Origin of the sequence: Sodaliphilus pleomorphus, from assembly GCF_009676955.1 — a bacterium.
Lineage (GTDB): Bacteria > Bacteroidota > Bacteroidia > Bacteroidales > Muribaculaceae > Sodaliphilus > Sodaliphilus pleomorphus.
The window spans coordinates 2,605,500-2,623,511 of record NZ_CP045696.1 but is presented as its reverse complement, the minus strand read 5'-3'; the positions used below and the strand labels follow the sequence as shown (position 1 = coordinate 2,623,511).

The 18,012-nt window shown below is 55.3% G+C and carries 14 protein-coding genes; 11 read left to right on the top strand and 3 right to left on the bottom strand.

Annotation, left to right across the window (positions count from 1 at the left end):
* Nucleotides 1–54 precede the first annotated feature (54 nt).
* Complete coding sequence (argS, locus tag GF423_RS10850; protein WP_154328375.1) at nt 55–1,839, top strand: arginine--tRNA ligase; 1,785 nt, start codon at nt 55–57, stop codon at nt 1,837–1,839.
* A 94-nt stretch (nt 1,840–1,933) separates the two neighbouring features.
* The gene (locus GF423_RS10845) at nt 1,934–2,692 is read left to right on the top strand and encodes a Bax inhibitor-1/YccA family protein (protein ID WP_235911562.1); all 759 of its coding nucleotides are present in this window, start codon (nt 1,934–1,936) and stop codon (nt 2,690–2,692) included.
* A 138-nt stretch (nt 2,693–2,830) separates the two neighbouring features.
* Here the strand turns inward: GF423_RS10845 and GF423_RS10840 are convergent, their stop codons facing one another.
* Nucleotides 2,831–4,468 carry a PL29 family lyase N-terminal domain-containing protein gene (locus tag GF423_RS10840; protein WP_154328374.1) on the bottom strand — a complete coding sequence of 546 codons (1,638 nt, stop codon included), beginning with the start codon at nt 4,466–4,468 and terminating at the stop codon, nt 2,831–2,833.
* Between the two features lie 89 nt (nt 4,469–4,557).
* Complete coding sequence (locus GF423_RS10835) at nt 4,558–7,386, bottom strand: M6 family metalloprotease domain-containing protein (protein WP_154328373.1); 2,829 nt, start codon at nt 7,384–7,386, stop codon at nt 4,558–4,560.
* A 299-nt stretch (nt 7,387–7,685) separates the two neighbouring features.
* Between GF423_RS10835 and GF423_RS10830 the strand changes: the two genes are divergently transcribed.
* Nucleotides 7,686–8,321 carry a thymidine kinase gene (locus tag GF423_RS10830; protein ID WP_154538189.1) on the top strand — a complete coding sequence of 212 codons (636 nt, stop codon included), beginning with the start codon at nt 7,686–7,688 and terminating at the stop codon, nt 8,319–8,321.
* Nucleotides 8,322–8,421: 100 nt separating this feature from the next.
* Here the strand turns inward: GF423_RS10830 and GF423_RS10825 are convergent, their stop codons facing one another.
* The gene (locus GF423_RS10825; protein ID WP_154328372.1) at nt 8,422–8,757 is read right to left on the bottom strand and encodes a phage holin family protein; all 336 of its coding nucleotides are present in this window, start codon (nt 8,755–8,757) and stop codon (nt 8,422–8,424) included.
* A 150-nt stretch (nt 8,758–8,907) separates the two neighbouring features.
* On the opposite strand from GF423_RS10825, the gene GF423_RS10820 reads away from it, so the two are divergent.
* The 8 genes from GF423_RS10820 to xseB all read left to right on the top strand — a co-directional run bounded on the left by GF423_RS10820 (nt 8,908) and on the right by xseB (nt 17,904).
* Nucleotides 8,908–9,888: a YitT family protein gene (locus GF423_RS10820; RefSeq protein ID WP_154328371.1), complete on the top strand. Its 981-nt coding sequence runs from the start codon at nt 8,908–8,910 to the stop codon at nt 9,886–9,888.
* 41 nt (nt 9,889–9,929) lie between these two features.
* The gene (locus GF423_RS10815) at nt 9,930–10,409 is read left to right on the top strand and encodes an outer membrane beta-barrel protein (protein ID WP_154328370.1); all 480 of its coding nucleotides are present in this window, start codon (nt 9,930–9,932) and stop codon (nt 10,407–10,409) included.
* A gap of 72 nt (nt 10,410–10,481) precedes the next feature.
* Nucleotides 10,482–11,228 (top strand): DUF5036 family protein, encoded by a 747-nt coding sequence (locus tag GF423_RS10810; RefSeq protein WP_154328369.1) that lies wholly within the window; start codon nt 10,482–10,484, stop codon nt 11,226–11,228.
* 104 nt (nt 11,229–11,332) lie between these two features.
* A complete protein-coding gene (locus GF423_RS10805) occupies nt 11,333–12,565 on the top strand; it encodes a metallophosphoesterase family protein (protein ID WP_235911560.1) in 1,233 nt (410 codons plus the stop codon).
* Entirely contained in the window at nt 12,562–15,582 is a 3,021-nt protein-coding gene (locus GF423_RS10800) for an AAA family ATPase (protein ID WP_154328368.1), read from the top strand. The genes GF423_RS10805 and GF423_RS10800 overlap by 4 nt, the downstream gene beginning before the upstream one ends.
* Before the next feature lie 101 nt (nt 15,583–15,683).
* Nucleotides 15,684–16,337, top strand: coding sequence for a DUF3256 family protein (locus tag GF423_RS10795; protein ID WP_154328367.1), 654 nt, complete (start codon nt 15,684–15,686; stop codon nt 16,335–16,337).
* Nucleotides 16,334–17,671 (top strand): exodeoxyribonuclease VII large subunit, encoded by a 1,338-nt coding sequence (xseA, locus tag GF423_RS10790; RefSeq protein WP_154328366.1) that lies wholly within the window; start codon nt 16,334–16,336, stop codon nt 17,669–17,671. Before GF423_RS10795 ends, xseA begins: the two co-directional genes overlap by 4 nt.
* Before the next feature lie 20 nt (nt 17,672–17,691).
* Nucleotides 17,692–17,904: an exodeoxyribonuclease VII small subunit gene (xseB, locus tag GF423_RS10785; protein WP_154328365.1), complete on the top strand. Its 213-nt coding sequence runs from the start codon at nt 17,692–17,694 to the stop codon at nt 17,902–17,904.
* Nucleotides 17,905–18,012 lie beyond the last annotated feature (108 nt).

Here is an 18,012-nt window from a genome sequence, read left to right as displayed (position 1 = left end):
GAGAGACCAATCTTTTTAGTAACTTTGTAGATTGAAACAAATGATTTAGGACCAATGTCGATTGATAACATCTTAGCACAAGCCACCGCCCAGGCGGTCAAGGCACTCTACAACGCCGACTTTCCGGTAGAAAAAATCACGCCCACAACAACCAAGAAGGAATTTGAAGGCAACCTCACCATCGTGGTATTCCCGTTTCTCAAGGCGTCGCACAAGCGTCCTGAGGAAACTGCACAGGAAATAGGCGACTACCTTGTGGCCCACTGCGATGCCGTTGAGAAATACAACGTCATCAAGGGCTTCCTCAACATCAGCATCAAGCGTGCGTTCTGGACCGGTGTGTTGCAAAGTGTGGCAGCCGACCCCGACTATGGCTTCAAGAAAGTAACCCCCGAGAGCAAGCTGGTGATGATCGAGTACTCCTCGCCCAACACCAACAAGCCCCTGCACCTGGGGCACGTGCGCAACAACCTGCTGGGCTACAGCCTGGCCCTCATCATGGCAGCCAACGGCAACAAGGTGATAAAGACCAACATTGTGAACGACCGCGGCATCCACATCTGCAAGTCGATGCTCGCCTGGCTCAAATGGGGCAACGGCGTCACTCCCGAGTCGTCGGGCAAGAAGGGCGACCACCTGATAGGCGACTTCTATGTAGAATTTGACAAGCACTACAAGCAGGAGGTGAGCGAACTCATGGCCAAGGGCATGAGCAAGGAAGAGGCCGAGAAAGAGGCTCCGCTCATCAAGGAGGCCCACGCCATGCTCAAGAAATGGGAAGACGGCGACCCCGAGGTGCGCGCCTTGTGGAAGAAAATGAACAGCTGGGTCTATGCCGGTTTCGACGAGACCTACAAGCGCCTGGGGGTGAGCTTCGACAAAATATACTACGAGAGCAACACCTATCTCGAGGGCAAGAAGAAAGTGCTCGAAGGCCTCGACAAGGGGTTGTTCTATCGCAAGGACGACGGCTCGGTGTGGGCCGACCTCACCAGCAACGGCCTCGACCAGAAGCTGCTGCTGCGCAGCGACGGCACATCGGTCTACATGACCCAAGACATAGGCACAGCCAAGCTGCGCTTTGAAGACTACCCCATCGATCAAATGATATATGTGGTGGGCAACGAGCAAAACTACCACTTCCAGGTGTTGTCGATACTGCTCGACCGACTGGGCTTCAAGTGGGGCAAAGACCTGATACACTTCTCCTACGGCATGGTGGAGCTGCCCAACGGCAAGATGAAGTCGCGCGAGGGCACCGTAGTCGACGCCGACGACCTCATGGACGAGATGATAGCTCAGGCCAAGCAGGTGAGCAAAGACCGCAACATCGTGGCCGACATGAGCGAGCAAGAACGCGACAACGTGATGCGCATCATAGGCCTGGGAGCACTCAAGTACTTCATCCTCAAGGTCGACCCGCGCAAAAACATGCTCTTCAACCCGGCCGAGTCAATCGACTTCAACGGCAACACGGGTCCCTTTGTGCAATACACCTATGCCCGCATCCAGAGCGTGCTGCGCAAGAGCGATGCAGCCGACCGTGCAGTCGACTTCGGCAGCTATGAGCCCAACGAGAAAGAAATCGACCTGATACAGCGCATCACCGACTTTGCCGCCGTGGTGAGCGAGGCTGGACGCACCTACAGTCCTGCCCTGGTGGCCAATTACGTGTTTGACCTGGCCAAGACCTACAACCAGTTCTATCACGACTACAGCATCCTGCGTGAAGAGGATGCACGGGTGCGAGCCTTCCGCCTGCAGCTGTCGACGACCGTGGGCTCACTCATCAAGCGAGGATTCGGGCTGCTGGGCATCGAGGTGCCCGATCGCATGTAGAGGCGTTGCCGCCTAAAGAAAAGGAAACTGGCACGCTATTTGCGCAACACATTTCAAGTATGTCAAGTATAAAACACATCTAAAACATAAAATTATGAACGAATACAACAACATGTACGACCAAGATCGCAACGGGCGTCCCGCATACGGCTACGGAAGCGCTTCAGCCCTTGAAAACGAGATGACGCTGAGCGCCTATGTGGGCAAAATCATGCGCCGTGTGTTTGGCAAGATGACACTGGGTCTGCTGCTCACAGCCATCATCTCGATGCTGGTGGCCAGCAACCAGGCACTCATAATAACCATGGTGCAGCACAGCTGGATGATGTGGGGACTCATCATCGCTGAGTTTGCTGTGGTGCTGGTGCTCTCGGCACGCATCAACAAGATGCAGGCCACGACAGCGACACTCTTGTTCTACCTCTATGCGCTGCTCACAGGCATCACCCTCACCCCCATATTCTTTGTCTACAGCGGTGCAGCCATAGTGAAGACCTTCTTTATCACCGCAGGCACCTTTGGTATCATGGCCACCTATGGCTACATGACTCGTAAAGACCTTTCCAGAATGGGCTCTATCCTGTTTATGGTGCTCATAGGGCTCATCGTGGTGAGCATCGTCAACATCTTCATGCATAGCAGCATGCTCGACTGGATCATCAGCCTGGTGGGCGTGGCAGTGTTCATTGGCCTCACCGCCTGGGACACCCAGAAGATCAAGCAGATGGCAGCCGAGACCGTGGGCGAGGAAAACGTGAGTAAAGTAGCCACAATAGGCGCACTCGAGCTCTACCTCGACTTCATCAACCTGTTTCTGTACTTGCTGCGCATCTTCGGCGGCAACCGCAACTAACCCACAGTCAAGCTTGCTGCAACAAGCAACAGGCCAAAATCGCAATTGCAACTAAAATGAGAGGGTGTGCCCCCGGATTGGGGCACACCCTCTTGTTGTTGTGAAATGGGGCGGCTCAATTGAGCCTCGCGTGAACACCTATCGGCGAGCCTTGCGACGGGCCGTCAACTTGCGGGGGGCGTCGTCGCTGGAGTAGAGCTTCACGTCGCCAGTCCACTTGCCAGTGTAGGCGTTGCCAGCATCGTCCTTGCAGTTGAAGTTGAAGGTGTAGATTCCATCAACCTCCGAGATAGTGATTGTGCCCTCGGTCAGGGCGCCCAGCTCGGTGAAGGCTCCATCGGCTGTGCGCGTGTCGCAGTTGCCATACCAGGAATAAAGCATGTCGCGGCTATAGTTGAGAGCTGCGGGGAAGGCCGTTGCCGGCGAGGCATCGAAGGTGAGATTGAACGTGCCCGTAGGTATCTTGTTCTTGAACGACTTGTCGGCCAGTATCTCAAAGGTGACATAGTCGCCAGTCTTTGCATCGAGGTTGAGCTGGAATCCCCAGGAATTGTACTGCTCGTAGAGATAGTCGTCCATGAAGAGCGCCACGGTGGTGGCACTTGCAGGGATGTTGAGCTTCACACTCTTCCTGTTGGTACTGTAGGGACGGGCGGGCTTAGACTTGTCGTTGTCGTTTTTGTTGGCAAGATTGAGGTTGCCATAGAAGTAAGCCTTAAATTCAAGGCCTTCACCATCGACACAGTCGAAGATGATGCGGTCCTTGTCGCCAATGTGTGTAACGATCACTTTGCCCGACTTGATCGTTCTCACCTCGGTCTCGCCGCTGGTGTTGTCCTCGATGTAGAAGCCCGAGTTATAGAACATGCCCCACACCTCGCTGCTTGAGCCCTCCTTGATGAGCATGGGCACAAAAAGGTAGCTTTGGCCACGATCGGGAGTCACCCGGTACACGCCTTCGGCCAGTCGTGGTGCGGGCGTGTTGTAGTCGGCCAACTTGGGCATAAAGATGCTCATGGTGAGCTTCTGCCCCTTTTTCCATTTTCCGCTGGCGTCAAACTCGCCGGCGTAGAGGGTGACTGTGGCATCATCGCAGTGGGGATTGTACCAGTTGCCATAATAGGAGCCCTCGCCCTGGAGAAATTCCATGCCCAAGTCGCCTTTTCCTGCCTTGGGAAGCACAAAGGTGTGGCCGTTGTAGGTGATGATCACCGAGTACTCGTCTTCGGTGATGGTCAGGTCGACAGGTTTCTCGACACCCACGGCCTTTACAGGACTTCCCTGGGCATCGGTGACAATCATCCACGTCTTTCCGCCGTCGGCACTCATTTCCCAGCAGCCATCGGTGTTGACACGCAATATGGGCTTCACGCCTTGTGCTCCGTCGGCAGCTATCTTCTCGCCGTTGGCATTGCGCATGAAGTCGCCATTGATCGTCCAGTAGAGTTTGCCGTCATCATCGGTCTTCACACCTATCTCGGGCGACTTGCCGTCGACTGCATTCTTGACTACGATTGCAGTTCCGTCGCTGAAGGTGAGGATATAGGCCGAACCGTCCTTGGTGGGAACACACGCCACCACTTTCAAGTTTTGCTCCTGAGCCTTGATAAGTTCTTGCAGCACCTTGATGTTTTCGTTGGCCTGCTTCACCAGTTCTTCCAGCGTGAGCAAACGTTGCTCGTGGTCGTCGAGCCGGTGGTTCACATCGTCTAAATCGGTACATGCGCTTGCAAAAAGCAAGGGCAGCAACAACAGTAATCCTAATAATTTTTTCATTGTGTCAGTTTAATAGTTGAATAAAAGTTTGTGTAACGTATAGTAGAAAATTTCTCTTGTCAGTCGTGGCTGTGCAAAGCACCACCGCTTCACTTGGCTATCAACTTGCCCTTGTAGATATAGATGCCGCCCGTGGGCCTTACTACTCTGCGCCCTTGCAGGTCGTAGAAATAGGGGGAGGACTCAGGCTGAACCATTACAGAGGAAACGCCATTGGTGATATTGAAGAACTTGCCCCAATAGGTATCGGCTTTATAGGCCTCGACCCCGCCATTGGGCAGCACAATCTCGCACAGGGTTTCGCTCGTGTGGGCAAAGGGGTCGGCACTTGCCACGGGAGGCGTTGCAACGGGCGAGACGATGCGTTTCAATGAAGTCGAACTCAGCGAGTTCTCACCTAACCGGGCAATGGCCTTCGACAGTTTGACCTCGTTGAGCGCAGTGCCCTCAAAGGCGAAATCACCCACGCGTGTCACAACCTGAGGCAGTGCGTAGCTGCCCGTGAGGGCCGCAGGATAATAGAGAATGGCCGATTCCGACATGAGCAGCCCCGTGACCGTGAGCACGACCTTTGAAATCTGTGTGGGTGCGGTTGTGAGGAAAGTGACCGCCTGCGCATCGCCTGTCCATGCATTACCGACCAACGTTCCCTCTTGGGCCGACAGATAAAACTTGGGCGCGGTAAACTCCATGTGCTTTATCTTGCAACCGTCGGGGACCGAGAATGTGAGTTTTCCACCCTGATAGGTGCGCAAAGTGACATCGGAGGCGCCTTTCCACAACCGTGCCGGCAAGTTGCCGTTTTCAAACTCCAGGGTCACGCCTTCCTGCACGATGGGTGCCTTGATATTGCCGGCATTGTTCTGGCCCGAGAAATTAGACGACACAGGCAGCCCCCAAGGATTGGCATTGAAGTCGAAGGTGACTTGTCCCTCGACCGACGACACATCGTCCATCCCGTAGGCGTCGCTGCGGGTGAACAAAGCTCCGTCGATACTCTGATAGGTGGCATTGTCTTCATCTACCTCGATGGCGCTGAGCTTTGCACTGTGCCGGAAGGCGCCGGGCGCTATGCTGTCGACGCTGGCGGGTATTGACACCTTCAGCAAGTTGGGACACGATGCAAAAGCACCTGCCGACACGGCCGTCACCTTGTAGGTTTTCTCATCGCGCTCAAACGTGGCAGGCAGCACCACGTGGCCTGAATAGGCTCCTTCCCGCTTAGGCAACACCGTCCACTGCTTCTCGCCCAGGTATTGCAGCGTGAGATCACCAGCGTCGACCACGTCGCCCACTTGATAGGGAACTGGCTTGCCATTGACTTCCATGAAGTTGAATGTAACACTGCCGTCTTGGTTCTTCATCACGCGGTAGAAGGGGGCATCAAGCCATTGCTGCCCGTAGAGCGGCAAGGAATCCAAATGGTCGACGCCGTTGCCAAAGAGGTTTTCCTGGGCGGCGCTCGAAATCAACTTCGACTGGTCGGCCGTGATGATGTGGGCCCGTTTCAGGTCCTGCACGTTGTTGAGCACATTGCGCATCCACTCTACTGGGTCGTAGACAAAGTGGCTCACCATCAATCCCTGTCCAAACACGTGGCCCTCTTTGTCGGTGTGAGGATACCAGGTGTCGGGATTACGGTTTTCGAGTATGAAATACTCCTTGCTGTCTTTAGGATTTCGGATGAGTACAGCCATATCCTTGTCTTTCATGCTGGCAGGGTAGAGGGTCACCGTTTGTGCTCCAGTTATTTCCTTGATGTCGAGCCAGCCCAGGTAAGACCGCTCGTAGGCGGTATAGCCTATGGGAGAACGGCCGTCGTTGACATAAGCGCCCGCGTCCATGATCGACCAGTAGCCGAAGGGGTCGTCTTTGCGGTAGTTATAGTCGGTGCAGTAGAAATCGGGGAGCCCCAGCGCGTGGCCAAACTCGTGGCAAAACACACCCATGCCCATGAGCGTGCCGTCTTCAAAGAGCTCGTTGCCCACAAAAAACGAGTTGAAGTACACACCGCTCATTTCCTCGTTGATGTCGACCTCGCAGGGCCATATCAAGTTGGCATTGGCCGTGGTGTGCGGTTCGGTAGCCTCGCCTCGGCCGGCATAGAGGATGCTCACGAGCTGCACAGCTCCCTGCTTGTCTTTGAAGGGAGTGAAATCGACCCCCTGTGCCACAGCAGCCGCCACGGCATCGCGCACAAGGCCTTCAACATCGGTGTCGAAACCATAGGAATTGTTGGCCCCATAGTCTTTGTAGCTCTTAGTGAGCGAGACCTTGCCCACAACAGTGAAGGTGGGTTCAAACATGCCTCGGCTTTGCGACACAAAGTAGTCCTTGACCGACCCCACACAGTAAGCCTCTTCCTGATAGCCAGGGGTGTTGTAAAAACGCGTCATCTTTTCTTGTGTAGTGGTCTCGGCAAACTTAGCGTCGCTGAACTCGACCATAATGACCGGGATGGCTGGTTTGCCCAAGCTCGTCACCGATCCCTCGGAGGGCACATTGTATTTTCCCAATCCGTCTTGAGTAGAGGCAACAATTGTCTTGCTCGGGGCACGATGCAAGGGATTGCGCTGGTGTGCCAGCACATTGAGCCGGGTCAGTTGCTCCTCGACAGGATGCTCCTCAAGAAATCGTATTTCAGCCTCGCCCCGAATTTGTGGGTCGTGAGCCAAAAAGGGTGAAGCCGTGAGCTCGCCATTGCTAATCACTGCATAATAGAAATTGTCGCGATTGTCTTTCACAACAATTTTTCCGTCGCTCGTTGTGAAGAAGGCTACGCGGCCGTCGCCATGAGCCGTAACTGTGACCGTTGTGCCATCACTTTGCACCACAGGTCTGGCTTTGGGCAGGGGGCCAATGGCCATCGCCATTACCGAACAAAGTAGAAAGTAGAAACTGGTGAGTAGTTTTTTCATTACCAATGGGTTAAAATAGGTTTAATTTTGTTTAACGAGTGCAAATATAGATATTATTCCAAAAATTCAAAATCGCAAGGTTCAATATTTAAAATTTTTAACATTTACACTATTTTGGTGAGTTCTCGCACGGATGGAGGAGGAGACTGGTGCATGGCAAAGAGCTCGCCTGCAGGTGAGGCGGCCCTGGGCGGCGGGGGCAACGGCACGGTGGCATGGGGAGATGTTGTTAACAACTTTAATTGTGACGAGGCAATAATTTTCATAACTTTGCCCACACAAAAAGGGTCATAAGAGACATGAATGGAATAGGCAAACTATATTTCCGTTATGGCACGATGGGTTCGGCCAAGACAGCCTTGCTGCTCACGCAAGCCTACAACTTTGAGGAGCGCAAGATGCAATACCTGTGCATGAAGCCCATCATCGACAACCGCGAGAAGGAAAATGTGATACGCTCCCGCATAGGCATTGAGCGCAAGTGCACGTGGATATATGCCGAGATGGACCTCTACGAGTACTTAAAAAACATGTTTGAAAAGACGCTCCAGGTAAAAGACTGGATACTCATCGACGAGGCCCAGTTCTTGAGCGCCCAGCAAGTCGACCAGCTTGCGCGCATCGTCGACGACTATGGGGTGAATGTAGTGTGCTACGGCCTGCGCACCGACTTCCAGACGCACCTCTTCGAGGGTTCTCGCCGCCTTTTTGAGCTGGCCGATTCCATCGACGAGATCAAGTCGACCTGCTCGTGCGGCCGCAAGACCATTGTGAATGCCCGCATCGATGCCCAAGGCAACATCGTGACCGACGGCAACCAGGTCGAGATAGGCGGCGACGACAAGTATGTGGCCCTGTGCCGGCGATGCTGGCGCAACCGCCGCATCGAGAGCAGCGAGCGCAACGCCCTGAAGTTTGCCAGCGGCAGCGACTGACTACAATTATGACACAAAACACAATAGAAAGCCGATGGCGAGGAGAAGTGATTCTGCCCGCCATCTTTTTTTCACGCAATGGTGCGGCATGCGCGCGCACTCAGTCGTCGCCGAAAACGGCATTGAGCCCCCAGTTGACGACCATCAGTACAACGGCAAAGACCAAGGCGTCCCAAAACCCTGCGACGTTGAACCCGCCAACGATGCTGGCGCACAAGAGCACCATGAGCGCATTGATCACGAGCGAGAAGAGGCCCAGCGTCAAGATAGTGACGGGCAACGAGAGGAAACTGATCACGGGCTTGATGAAGGCATTGATGAGGCCCAGCACCACAGCCACCACAATCGACACCCACCACGGGCTGCACGACACGCCTGGCAGCAACCAGGCGGTGACGAGTATCGATATTGCCGAAATAAGAAGTCTTGTCAACATAGTCGTCTTGGTTTTAAATCATCACTTTGGAATACAAAGATACCTATAAGTTTAAACCCACGAAAATAAGAGCAAAAAAAGCCTGGACAAAAATGCGTTGTATCAAAACTTTTTTCATAATTTCGCAATTGTAAACGAAGCATTACCCCAATGGACATCAAGCGTAAATTTCTCATCAAGGAGGCCAAGGACTACGTGATCATGGTCTTTGCCCTTTTTCTTTGCGCGTTTGGTTTCGCCGCCTTCATCATTCCCGAGGGAGTTGTGACGGGAGGCGTTGCCGGCATCTCTACAATCATCTACTTTGCCAGCGGCAAGGCGGTGAACATTGCAGTTCCCAACTATGCGATCAACGTGCTGTTGCTGGTGATCGCCTACCGCACCGTGGGGCGGCAGTTTGTGCTGCGCACCATCTTCGGGGCCACCATATTCAGCATGTTTTTGGGTTTCCTCACGCCCATGTTTCCACACCCCATCGTCAACCAGCAGTCGTTTATGAACGTGATCATCGGGGCCATCCTGTGCGGCACCGGGCTGGGCACCACCTTTGCCCACAATGGCAGCAGCGGCGGCACCGATGTGATTGCGGCCATGGTCAACAAGCACAGCAACGTGTCGTTTGGCCGCATGATGCTCTACTGCGACTTGTGCATCATCACGTCGTCCTACCTGCTGTTTCACCAGCTCGACAAGATCGTGTTTGGCTACGTGTTTCTGGTCATCAACAGCTTTGTGAGCGACTTTGTGATCAACAACCGCTTCCAGGGCCGGCAGTTTTTGATTGTGAGCGAGAAGTGGCAAGACATAGCCAATGCCATCAACAACGAGGCCAACCGCGGCTGCACCCTGCTGCATGGCACAGGCTGGTACACCAAGCAAGACGTGAAGATATTGATGGTAGTGTGCCGCAAGTATGAGAGCATAACCGTGCAACGCATCATCAAGGCTATCGACCCCAACGCCTTCATCTCAATTGCCTCGACCTCGGGTGTGTTTGGCAAAGGCTTTGACAAGATGAAAATAAGGCTTCACAAGTATAAGCCCAAGCTGAGCGACGAGACCACGACCGTGCAGAAAATGGACAATGCACAGCAGAATGACAACCACGGCGTTGGCGAAGAACAAAAATAGTTTTATCTTTGCCTCGTTGAGAACCACAAAACAAGACGCAGATGAAGAATACAATAATCTCTTTACTCCTTGCCATGGCAGGAGTGGCAGCACAGGCCCAGGTGGGCGACTGGAGCGTGGGAGCACAGATGAACTTCGGCTCCAAAAACAGCATGGCAGGCATTGGCGCCCAAGTGCAAGTGGAAATTGCCCAGCACCTGCGCGTTGCACCTGAATTTATCTATTACTTCAAAGACAACGGTGTGAAGGACTACAATGTGAACCTCAATGCACAATATGTGATAGGCACCGGAGCCCCCGGCCTGAATGTGTATCCCATAGCCGGACTCACCTATGCCCACTTCTCAGAGGATGCGCTCTATGGCAGCGACACGTTCAACCGTGTGGGCGCCAACGTGGGCTGCGGCGTGGAGTACAACATCAGTGGCAGTCCCATCTCATTTTTTGCCGAAGAGAGGGTGCAAATACTGAAAGACTGGACACAGAGCGTGACCACATTTGGCATCAAATACAAGTTTTAATCTCACAATACTATCATTCATCACCAAAAGGGTACAGCACATGCAGGCTGTACCAATAAATGAGTTACCCCTATGAGCACTGGCAATTGGGCTGTTGCACTTGCATTGTCGGGCCTGGTCACACTTGCAGCGTGTGGAGAGGATCCTCTCGACAACCCCGACGACATGGTCACCATCAACATGATGGACGAGAATCACGGCAAGACCCGCATGGGCACTACCGACATCTATATCGACAGCAGCCACAACTTCAAGACGACCGACTACTACCTGTGCGACTTCGGTCCTGTAATCGACTTGGGACACATCGAGGACGGCAGTCCCGACCTGGGCACGCTCACCGACCAGGCCGCCGTGAGCCCCGACGAGGGCTACCTGGCCTTTAACCGCAACGACTGCATGGTGTTCCCATCGGGGCATCCGGCCGTGGCCATAGGTGCCAGCTACTACCGCTTATGGGTGGATGAGTGGATCAAGGAGAACAAGGTGGCAGTGGGCGCCCGGGTCAACTTTGCACTCTACCGCCCCGAGCCGTACAAGCTGCCCGACTGGAACGAGGCCGCTGGCACCATCGATGCAGGCAACACATCGATCACAGTAGAAGTGCGCGACAACAAGAAACGCGGCTGCGAGGCCATGCTCGACACTGCCGCCCGAGGTGTGCTCACCGTGACCGACATCACTACCAACAAGAAAAAATGCCAGTTCAAAATAAGCCTCACCCCCATTGCCACGCCAGCCACGGCAACCGGCCGCTACATGCTCTACTTGCGCACGGGCAACAGCTACACGCAGACGTTGGTCTACGTGAAGCAATAGCACGAGTTGTAGAGCTGCCCACGGGGCGCTGGCAACGTCACGACACACACACTCTCTCGTTTTTTTGAGCTGAACAAGAAAAATCTAATTAACCCTGTATCACTATGATGAAAATACTCCACACCAGCGACTGGCACCTGGGCCAGGTGTTTTACAAGTACGACCGCTCGGCCGAGCAACACGATTTTCTTGCACAACTTGCGGCAATAGTCAAGCGCGAGCAACCCGATGCCATGGTAGTGAGCGGCGATGTCTACGACACCGGAGCGCCGTCGGCAGCCACAGTCAAGATGTTTACCGACGGCATGCTGGCCATTCACAAGGCATGCCCTGCAATGACAATAGTAGTGACGGCCGGCAACCACGACAGCCCGTCGCGCATCGAAAGCGAGCAATCGCTGTGGCAAGCCGCTGCCGGCATTTACATGATAGGGGCGCCTGGCCGCAAGGACGACGGGCAGGCCCACTATGAGCGCAACATCATTGCCGTGAAACGCAGCGACGGCACCGTGGCAGGCTACATCGCAGCAGTGCCCTATGTAAATCCCGCCAATTTTCCCGCCATTGCCGACGGCGGCGAGGAAGCAACCAACCGCCAAAGCTACTATTTTCAGCACCTGCTCGGTGCCGTGGCAGCCATCAATCGCGACGACTGCCCGGTCGTGCTCATGGCCCATCTCGCCGTCACGGGGGCCGACTTCACGGGCCACAAGCAGATTGAAGGCCTGGGGCGCATGGGCTGTATCGACACGGTGGCAATCTCAGAGCTGGGCACGGGCTACGACTACCTGGCACTGGGCCACATACACCGCCCGCAAAACGTGAGCGAGCGGGCACGCTACTGCGGCACGCCGCTGGCCGTGAGCTTCGACGAGCAATGCGAGCACTCGGTGACCATCGCCACACTGCAGCGCCACGAGCCGCCAGTGGTGCGCACCGTGCCCATCAAGAACTTGAAGCCCCTGCACACCCTGCCGCCCGGCAAGCCAGTCGATGTGGAGCAAGCGCTCAAGTGCCTCGAGCAATACGACGACGACAAGCCGGGCTATATATGCCTCAACGTCGAGGTCGAGAGCTATCTGCCAGGAGGCGCTACAGCCCGCGCTGCCGCCATAGCCGCCGGCAAGAAGTGCTGCTTTTGCACCTTCAAGACCACCAAGACGGCTCAGCAGGTCCTCGACAAGCAGGCCATCGCCTATGTCGACTTCAAGAAGCTCACCCCGCTCGAGATAGCCTCGCGGTACTACAAGCTGAAAATAGGCCGCGAGATGAACGCAAGCGAGATAGCAATGTTTAACCAAGCCTGCCAAGAGGCGCAAAACGAGAAAAACACATGAAACTCAAGACCCTTGTCATTCACAATATAGCATCGATACAAGATGCCACCATCCACTTCGACGGCCCGGTGCTCAACAACGAGCACCTGTTTCTCATCACCGGTGAGACAGGCTCGGGCAAGTCGACGATACTCGACTGCCTGTGTTTGGCCCTGTTCAACGAGACCCCGCGCACTGGCAATGCCAAAGACCGCAATGCCTGCTACAACTACCGGCTCACCCACGATGCCACCAACGCCTTGCCTGTGGGCGACGTGCGCAACCTGATGCGCCGCAACACGACCGAGTGCAAGGTGGTGCTCACCTTCGAGACCAACGACGGCACCATCTACACCGCCACGTGGGAGACCCATCGCGCCCGCAACAAGGCCGAGGGCAACTTGCAGAGCGAGACGTGGAGCCTTGCCAGCGACAAGGGGCTGGCCACCGACAAGAAAAACGAAATCAAGCGCCACATTCACGACCTGCTGGGCATCAATGCCGAGCAATTCTACCGTTCGGTCATGCTGCCCCAGGGCCGGTTTGCCGAGTTTCTCTCCTCGTCGATCAACGACAAGTCGGAGATCTTGGAGTCGCTCACTGGCACAGCCATCTACCGCAACATAGGCAAACAGATTTACCAAATTTTCCGCAGAAAGCAGGGCGAATGCCAGACGCAAGAGAACCGCATAAGCGCCAACAAACTGCTGCAGCCAGAAGAAATAGAAGAAATCAACCGCCGCATTGCATCGCTCAAGGCGAGCAATGAGCAACTCAACAAGCTGCGCAACGCAGTCGCCGCAGCATTGACATGGCAAGTAAACTTGGCCAAAATGCAAAGTGAGTTGCAGAACCATAAAGACGCTGAACAGAAATGGCAGCAAAAGCTGCAAAGCGATGAGTTCAAAGAGCACGAACGGCTTGTGAAGGAATGGAACCATACCAGCGAGGCCCGCAAGTGGCACAACGACAAGGCCCAAGCCAGCAGGGACCTTGAGCGCAACCGCAGCACGCTGGCTGACATGGCTGGCGACTACCAAAGGCTGGCAGGAGGCATTGCCTTCAGCCACACCATAATCGAGAAAAACAAAAAGCAACTCATCGCGCTGCAAGAGAAAATCGACAAGCAGAAAAAGGAAATCGAAACACTCACCCAGGAGCGCAACAACCTCGACAACAAGCTGCAAGGCTACAACATCGCAACACTCAACAACAGCTTCAAACGCATCGGCCAACAGATAGAAACCACAAACAACGCCCGAAATGCCTACCGCCAATATCTCGAGCAAAAAAGCCTGTGCGAGAAGAAACAAAAAAAACTTGACAGCGACAAAGCATCGCTCAAGAACCTCCAACAGCAGCTCGAGACCATCGACAAGCAGGTGAAGGAGAAGCAACAGGCCCACGACAAGGCACTGCAAGACTTTGAAGCCCGCAAGCTGCTCGTCCACGACTTTGCCGTCGAGCTGCGGGGCATGGTGAAACCCGGGCAGCAATGCCCCGTGTGCGGCCACATCATCGACAAGGTACTCGACAACAACGAGATGCAGTCGCTTGTGGCCCCCTATGAGCAGGCAGTCAAAAAGCTGGAAGGCGAGCTCGACGCGCTCACGAGCAAGTACAACAAGGCAGATGCACAAGCCCGGAGCGAGGCATCGCGCATCGAGGACCAGCACAATGAGCTCGCCCATGCCCAGAGTGACCTGGCCGTGAAGCTGGACCATGCCATCGCGCTGGGCAAGCAAGCGGGCGTGAATGTTGAGGCTCCCCACTGCGACGACGCAGCCTTCGAGGTCAAGATAAAGGAGGCCAAGGCGTCGCAACAACAGCTCGAAGCCCAATTGAACAAATACAACACACTCAACGAGCTCAAAAACAAGCAACAACAGGAAATAGAAAAAAGCCAAAACCAGCTCGAAAAGCATAAGGACCAGCTCGTTGAGCTGGAAAAATCAACACAGATGGCCGAGATTGAAGTAAAACAGGCCCAAAATGTGCAAGATTGGTTGACGGCCGCTGTGCCTGAATGGCAGGCTCTCGACATCGAGCCACAAGAGGTGGACCAGTTGAGCGCTGGCTTCAACAGCCTCAAAGTACAGTTCACCCAATACGACAGCTACAACAAGCAGCAGCAACACGTCGTGCAGCAGTGCGGCAAGCGTCTCGAGGACTTCGGCCGCAGCAACGACTACACGCTCGAGCGCATAGCCGAACTCGCAAGCTATGACCCGGGCACAATCGAGCGTATCGACCACTCGCTGCGCCAGGCGCATCAACAAGCCAGCAACGCAACGGCCCTGGTCGAAGCGGTGAAAAAACGCATCGACGAGCACCAAGCCGCTAAGCCCGAGCTGTGGGACACCCCTGCCGAGCAGCTGGAGAAAAGCAGAATCGACACCCAGGCCAGCATCGAGGACAACAGCAAGGCGATAGGCGCATGCCAAACACAGCTCAACGACAACGACAAAGCCTGCAAGCAACTCGAGCACGACAGAAATATACTCGAGAAATTGCGGCACGACATGGAGCAATGGGAAAAACTGTGCAACATGCTGGGCAACAGCGACGGCAAAACCTTCATGAAAATTGCCCAAAGCTTCATCCTGGGCGACATGCTCAATCAAGCCAACTACTACCTGCGCATGTTCACCACCCGCTTCCAACTCGAGTGCCAGCCAGGCAGCCTCATCATCCTGGTGCGCGACACCATGCAAGGCGACACCCCGCTGCCAGCCTCCAACCTCTCGGGTGGAGAAAGCTTCATGGCCTCGCTGGCGCTGGCGCTGGCACTGGCCCAGATGAACGGCGGCCAGCACTCGCTCGACACCATCTTCATCGACGAGGGCTTCGGGTCATTGAGCGACGAGCCCCTCAACCAGGTCGTCGAGACACTCGAGCGGTTGTACCAGCTCGACGGGCGCCGCGTGGGCATCATCAGCCATGTCGACGTGCTCAAAGAGCGCATCGCTGCCCAGATACAAGTGACCCGCGACCCTGGCGACAACACCCGCAGCCTGGTCAAGGTGGCGACACGCTAAGGGCTCGAGCCGCCATGCACTCGCGACCGTGGCCAGGACGATGATAAATTTTCAATTTCAGGCCGAATGAGTTATCTTTGCAATAAAATAGACATTTCACAATGAAACACCTACTCAGTGTCATGCTCATCGCCCTGCTGGCCGCCGTCCAGGCACAGGCCGGAGGCATAAGAGACTTCTTGCTGTCGGAGCCTGGAGTCGTGTTCCGCACCCTTCCCCAGGCTGCGCGCGCAGGCCTTGTGGCCAATGCCGAACTGGGCAAGAGCCGCACTACCGAGGCAACCAACCGCATGGGCAACACATCGAAAATCGACACACTCACAACCGACTACGTCGCAGTGCAACTGTCGGGCAGCAGCAGCATCGCGCTCAAAATGCTCAACAAGGGCAAGGCCGACACCGTGATTGCTGTGATCGAGACCGTGTCGACGCCTGCCCGCGACAGCCGCATCACCTTCTACGACACCCGCTGGAAACAGCTGCCTGCCAAGAAGTGCATCAAGCAGTTGCCCGCCATGCGCGACTTCTTCAAGCCCGCCACGCCCAAGAACAAACTCAACGAGTTGCTGGGCGACATCGACTTCCAGCTCATCGAGTTGCAATGGACAGGAGCCGGCTTCAACACCCTCACCGCCACGCATAGCCTCAAGAGCTTCTACAGCAAGGAGGACTACCAGAAGTGGGCGCCCTACCTGGTCGACACGATCACCTATCACATCGAAGGCACCACATTGAAACCCGACAAGAAACAATGAGCCAGACCACCACACTCGACTTCAATATGCCCGAGGCTCCCCGGGCAATAAGCCTGCTTGAGTTCAACCGCCGCATCAAGGGTCTGCTCTACGACCAGCAAGTGATGGGCGTGTGGGTGACCGCCGAGACCAGCGACGTGCAGGTGAGGCGGGGCCACTGCTACCTCGAACTGCTGCAGAAGGACGAGAAAACCGGCCAAACCGTAGCCAAAATAGGAGCAGTGATATGGGCCAGCACCTTCATGCGGGTAGGGGCCAAGTTCTACAGCGTCACCCAGCAGCAACTGGGCAACGGCATGAAAGTGATGGTGCTCGTCTCGGCCAACTTCCACGAGCAATACGGGCTCAAAGTGATGATCAACGACATCAGCCCCGAGTTCACGCTGGGCGACATGGCACGGCGCAGGCAGGAAATCATCGACCGCTTGACCCGTGAAGGCCACATCGACGAGAACAAGGAGCTGGCCTTCCCCCAAGTGCCGCAGCGCGTGGCCGTGATCTCGTCGGCAGGAGCAGCCGGCTATGGCGACTTCATGAATCAGCTCGCAGGCAACCCCTATGGCATAAAGTACTATCCCTGCCTGTTCGCGGCCATGATGCAAGGCAGCAAGACAGTGCCATCGGTCATCGATGCGCTGGAGCGCATCGAGAAGCACCAGGAGCTGTTTGACTGCGTGGTCATCATACGCGGCGGCGGTTCTACCACCGACCTCAACTGGTTTGACGACTACAACCTGGCGTTGAAGGTGGCCCAATGCCCACTGCCCGTAATCACAGGCATAGGGCACGAACGCGACACCACCGTGCTCGACTATGTAGCAGCCAAGCCGGTGAAAACCCCCACTGCAGCGGCCGAATTCCTGATACAGTGCGGCATCAACGCCCTATCGCGCCTCAACGAGATGAGCAACACCATCGTGAGCGCGGTGAAAGACGCCATTGCCCGCAGCAACGAGCAACTGAGCTACCTGGCCAGCAGCGTGCCCATGCTTGCCCGTCACATTCTGGAAAAGAGCGCACTCGGGCTGCAGCGCTACATCGAGGCGATACCGCTGCAAGTGACCGGGCGCATCACTGCCGAGCGTGGCAGGCTGGAGCGAGACGTCGACGCCATCAAGAGCGCAATTGCCCAGGCGATGCTCAAGGAGCAGATGAGGATGAAAAACCTCGACGACAAGGTGACGCTGCTATCGCCCCGCAACACACTCAAGCGCGGATACTCGCTCACCATGTGCAACGGGCACATCATCACCGATGCCAGCCAGCTGCACGCCGGCGACTCCATCACCACGCATTTCGGCAACGGCAAAACAACATCGATTGTAAACCAATAAAATAAATACACCACAATATTATGGAAGAAGACATCAACAAACTCACCTATAGCGAAGCCGTGGGCGAACTTGAACACATCGTGCAGCAAATGCAGAGCAACGACTGCTCGATCGACAACCTGAGCAAGCTCACTGCCCGCTCGCTGCAGCTGCTCAAGGTGTGCAAGGCAAAACTCACCACCACCGATGAGGAGCTGAAAAAGATACTCAAGGAGCTCGACGACAACAAGTGACACAACCCTCTGCACGGGGCGGGGCACCGTGTGCCGCGTTATCACAGCAGGGGCACCGCTCAACCGGCGGTGCCCCTGCTTTTATTTGGTTTCAACAATTAAATTTAC

Bases quoted from the DNA above. Each gene is read 5' to 3' on its own strand.
- GF423_RS10805 (WP_235911560.1), top strand. From the start codon at position 11,333: ATGATGAAAATACTCCACACCAGCGACTGGCACCTGGGCCAGGTGTTT.
- GF423_RS10845 (WP_235911562.1), top strand. From the start codon at position 1,934: ATGAACGAATACAACAACATGTACGACCAAGATCGCAACGGGCGTCCC.
- GF423_RS10820 (WP_154328371.1), top strand. From the start codon at position 8,908: ATGGACATCAAGCGTAAATTTCTCATCAAGGAGGCCAAGGACTACGTG.
- GF423_RS10800 (WP_154328368.1), top strand. From the start codon at position 12,562: ATGAAACTCAAGACCCTTGTCATTCACAATATAGCATCGATACAAGAT.
- xseB (WP_154328365.1), top strand. From the start codon at position 17,692: ATGGAAGAAGACATCAACAAACTCACCTATAGCGAAGCCGTGGGCGAA.
- argS (WP_154328375.1), top strand. From the start codon at position 55: ATGTCGATTGATAACATCTTAGCACAAGCCACCGCCCAGGCGGTCAAG.
- GF423_RS10810 (WP_154328369.1), top strand. From the start codon at position 10,482: ATGAGCACTGGCAATTGGGCTGTTGCACTTGCATTGTCGGGCCTGGTC.
- GF423_RS10840 (WP_154328374.1), bottom strand. From the start codon at position 4,468: ATGAAAAAATTATTAGGATTACTGTTGTTGCTGCCCTTGCTTTTTGCA.
- GF423_RS10795 (WP_154328367.1), top strand. From the start codon at position 15,684: ATGAAACACCTACTCAGTGTCATGCTCATCGCCCTGCTGGCCGCCGTC.
- GF423_RS10835 (WP_154328373.1), bottom strand. From the start codon at position 7,386: ATGAAAAAACTACTCACCAGTTTCTACTTTCTACTTTGTTCGGTAATG.
- GF423_RS10825 (WP_154328372.1), bottom strand. From the start codon at position 8,757: ATGTTGACAAGACTTCTTATTTCGGCAATATCGATACTCGTCACCGCC.
- xseA (WP_154328366.1), top strand. From the start codon at position 16,334: ATGAGCCAGACCACCACACTCGACTTCAATATGCCCGAGGCTCCCCGG.
- GF423_RS10815 (WP_154328370.1), top strand. From the start codon at position 9,930: ATGAAGAATACAATAATCTCTTTACTCCTTGCCATGGCAGGAGTGGCA.
- GF423_RS10830 (WP_154538189.1), top strand. From the start codon at position 7,686: ATGAATGGAATAGGCAAACTATATTTCCGTTATGGCACGATGGGTTCG.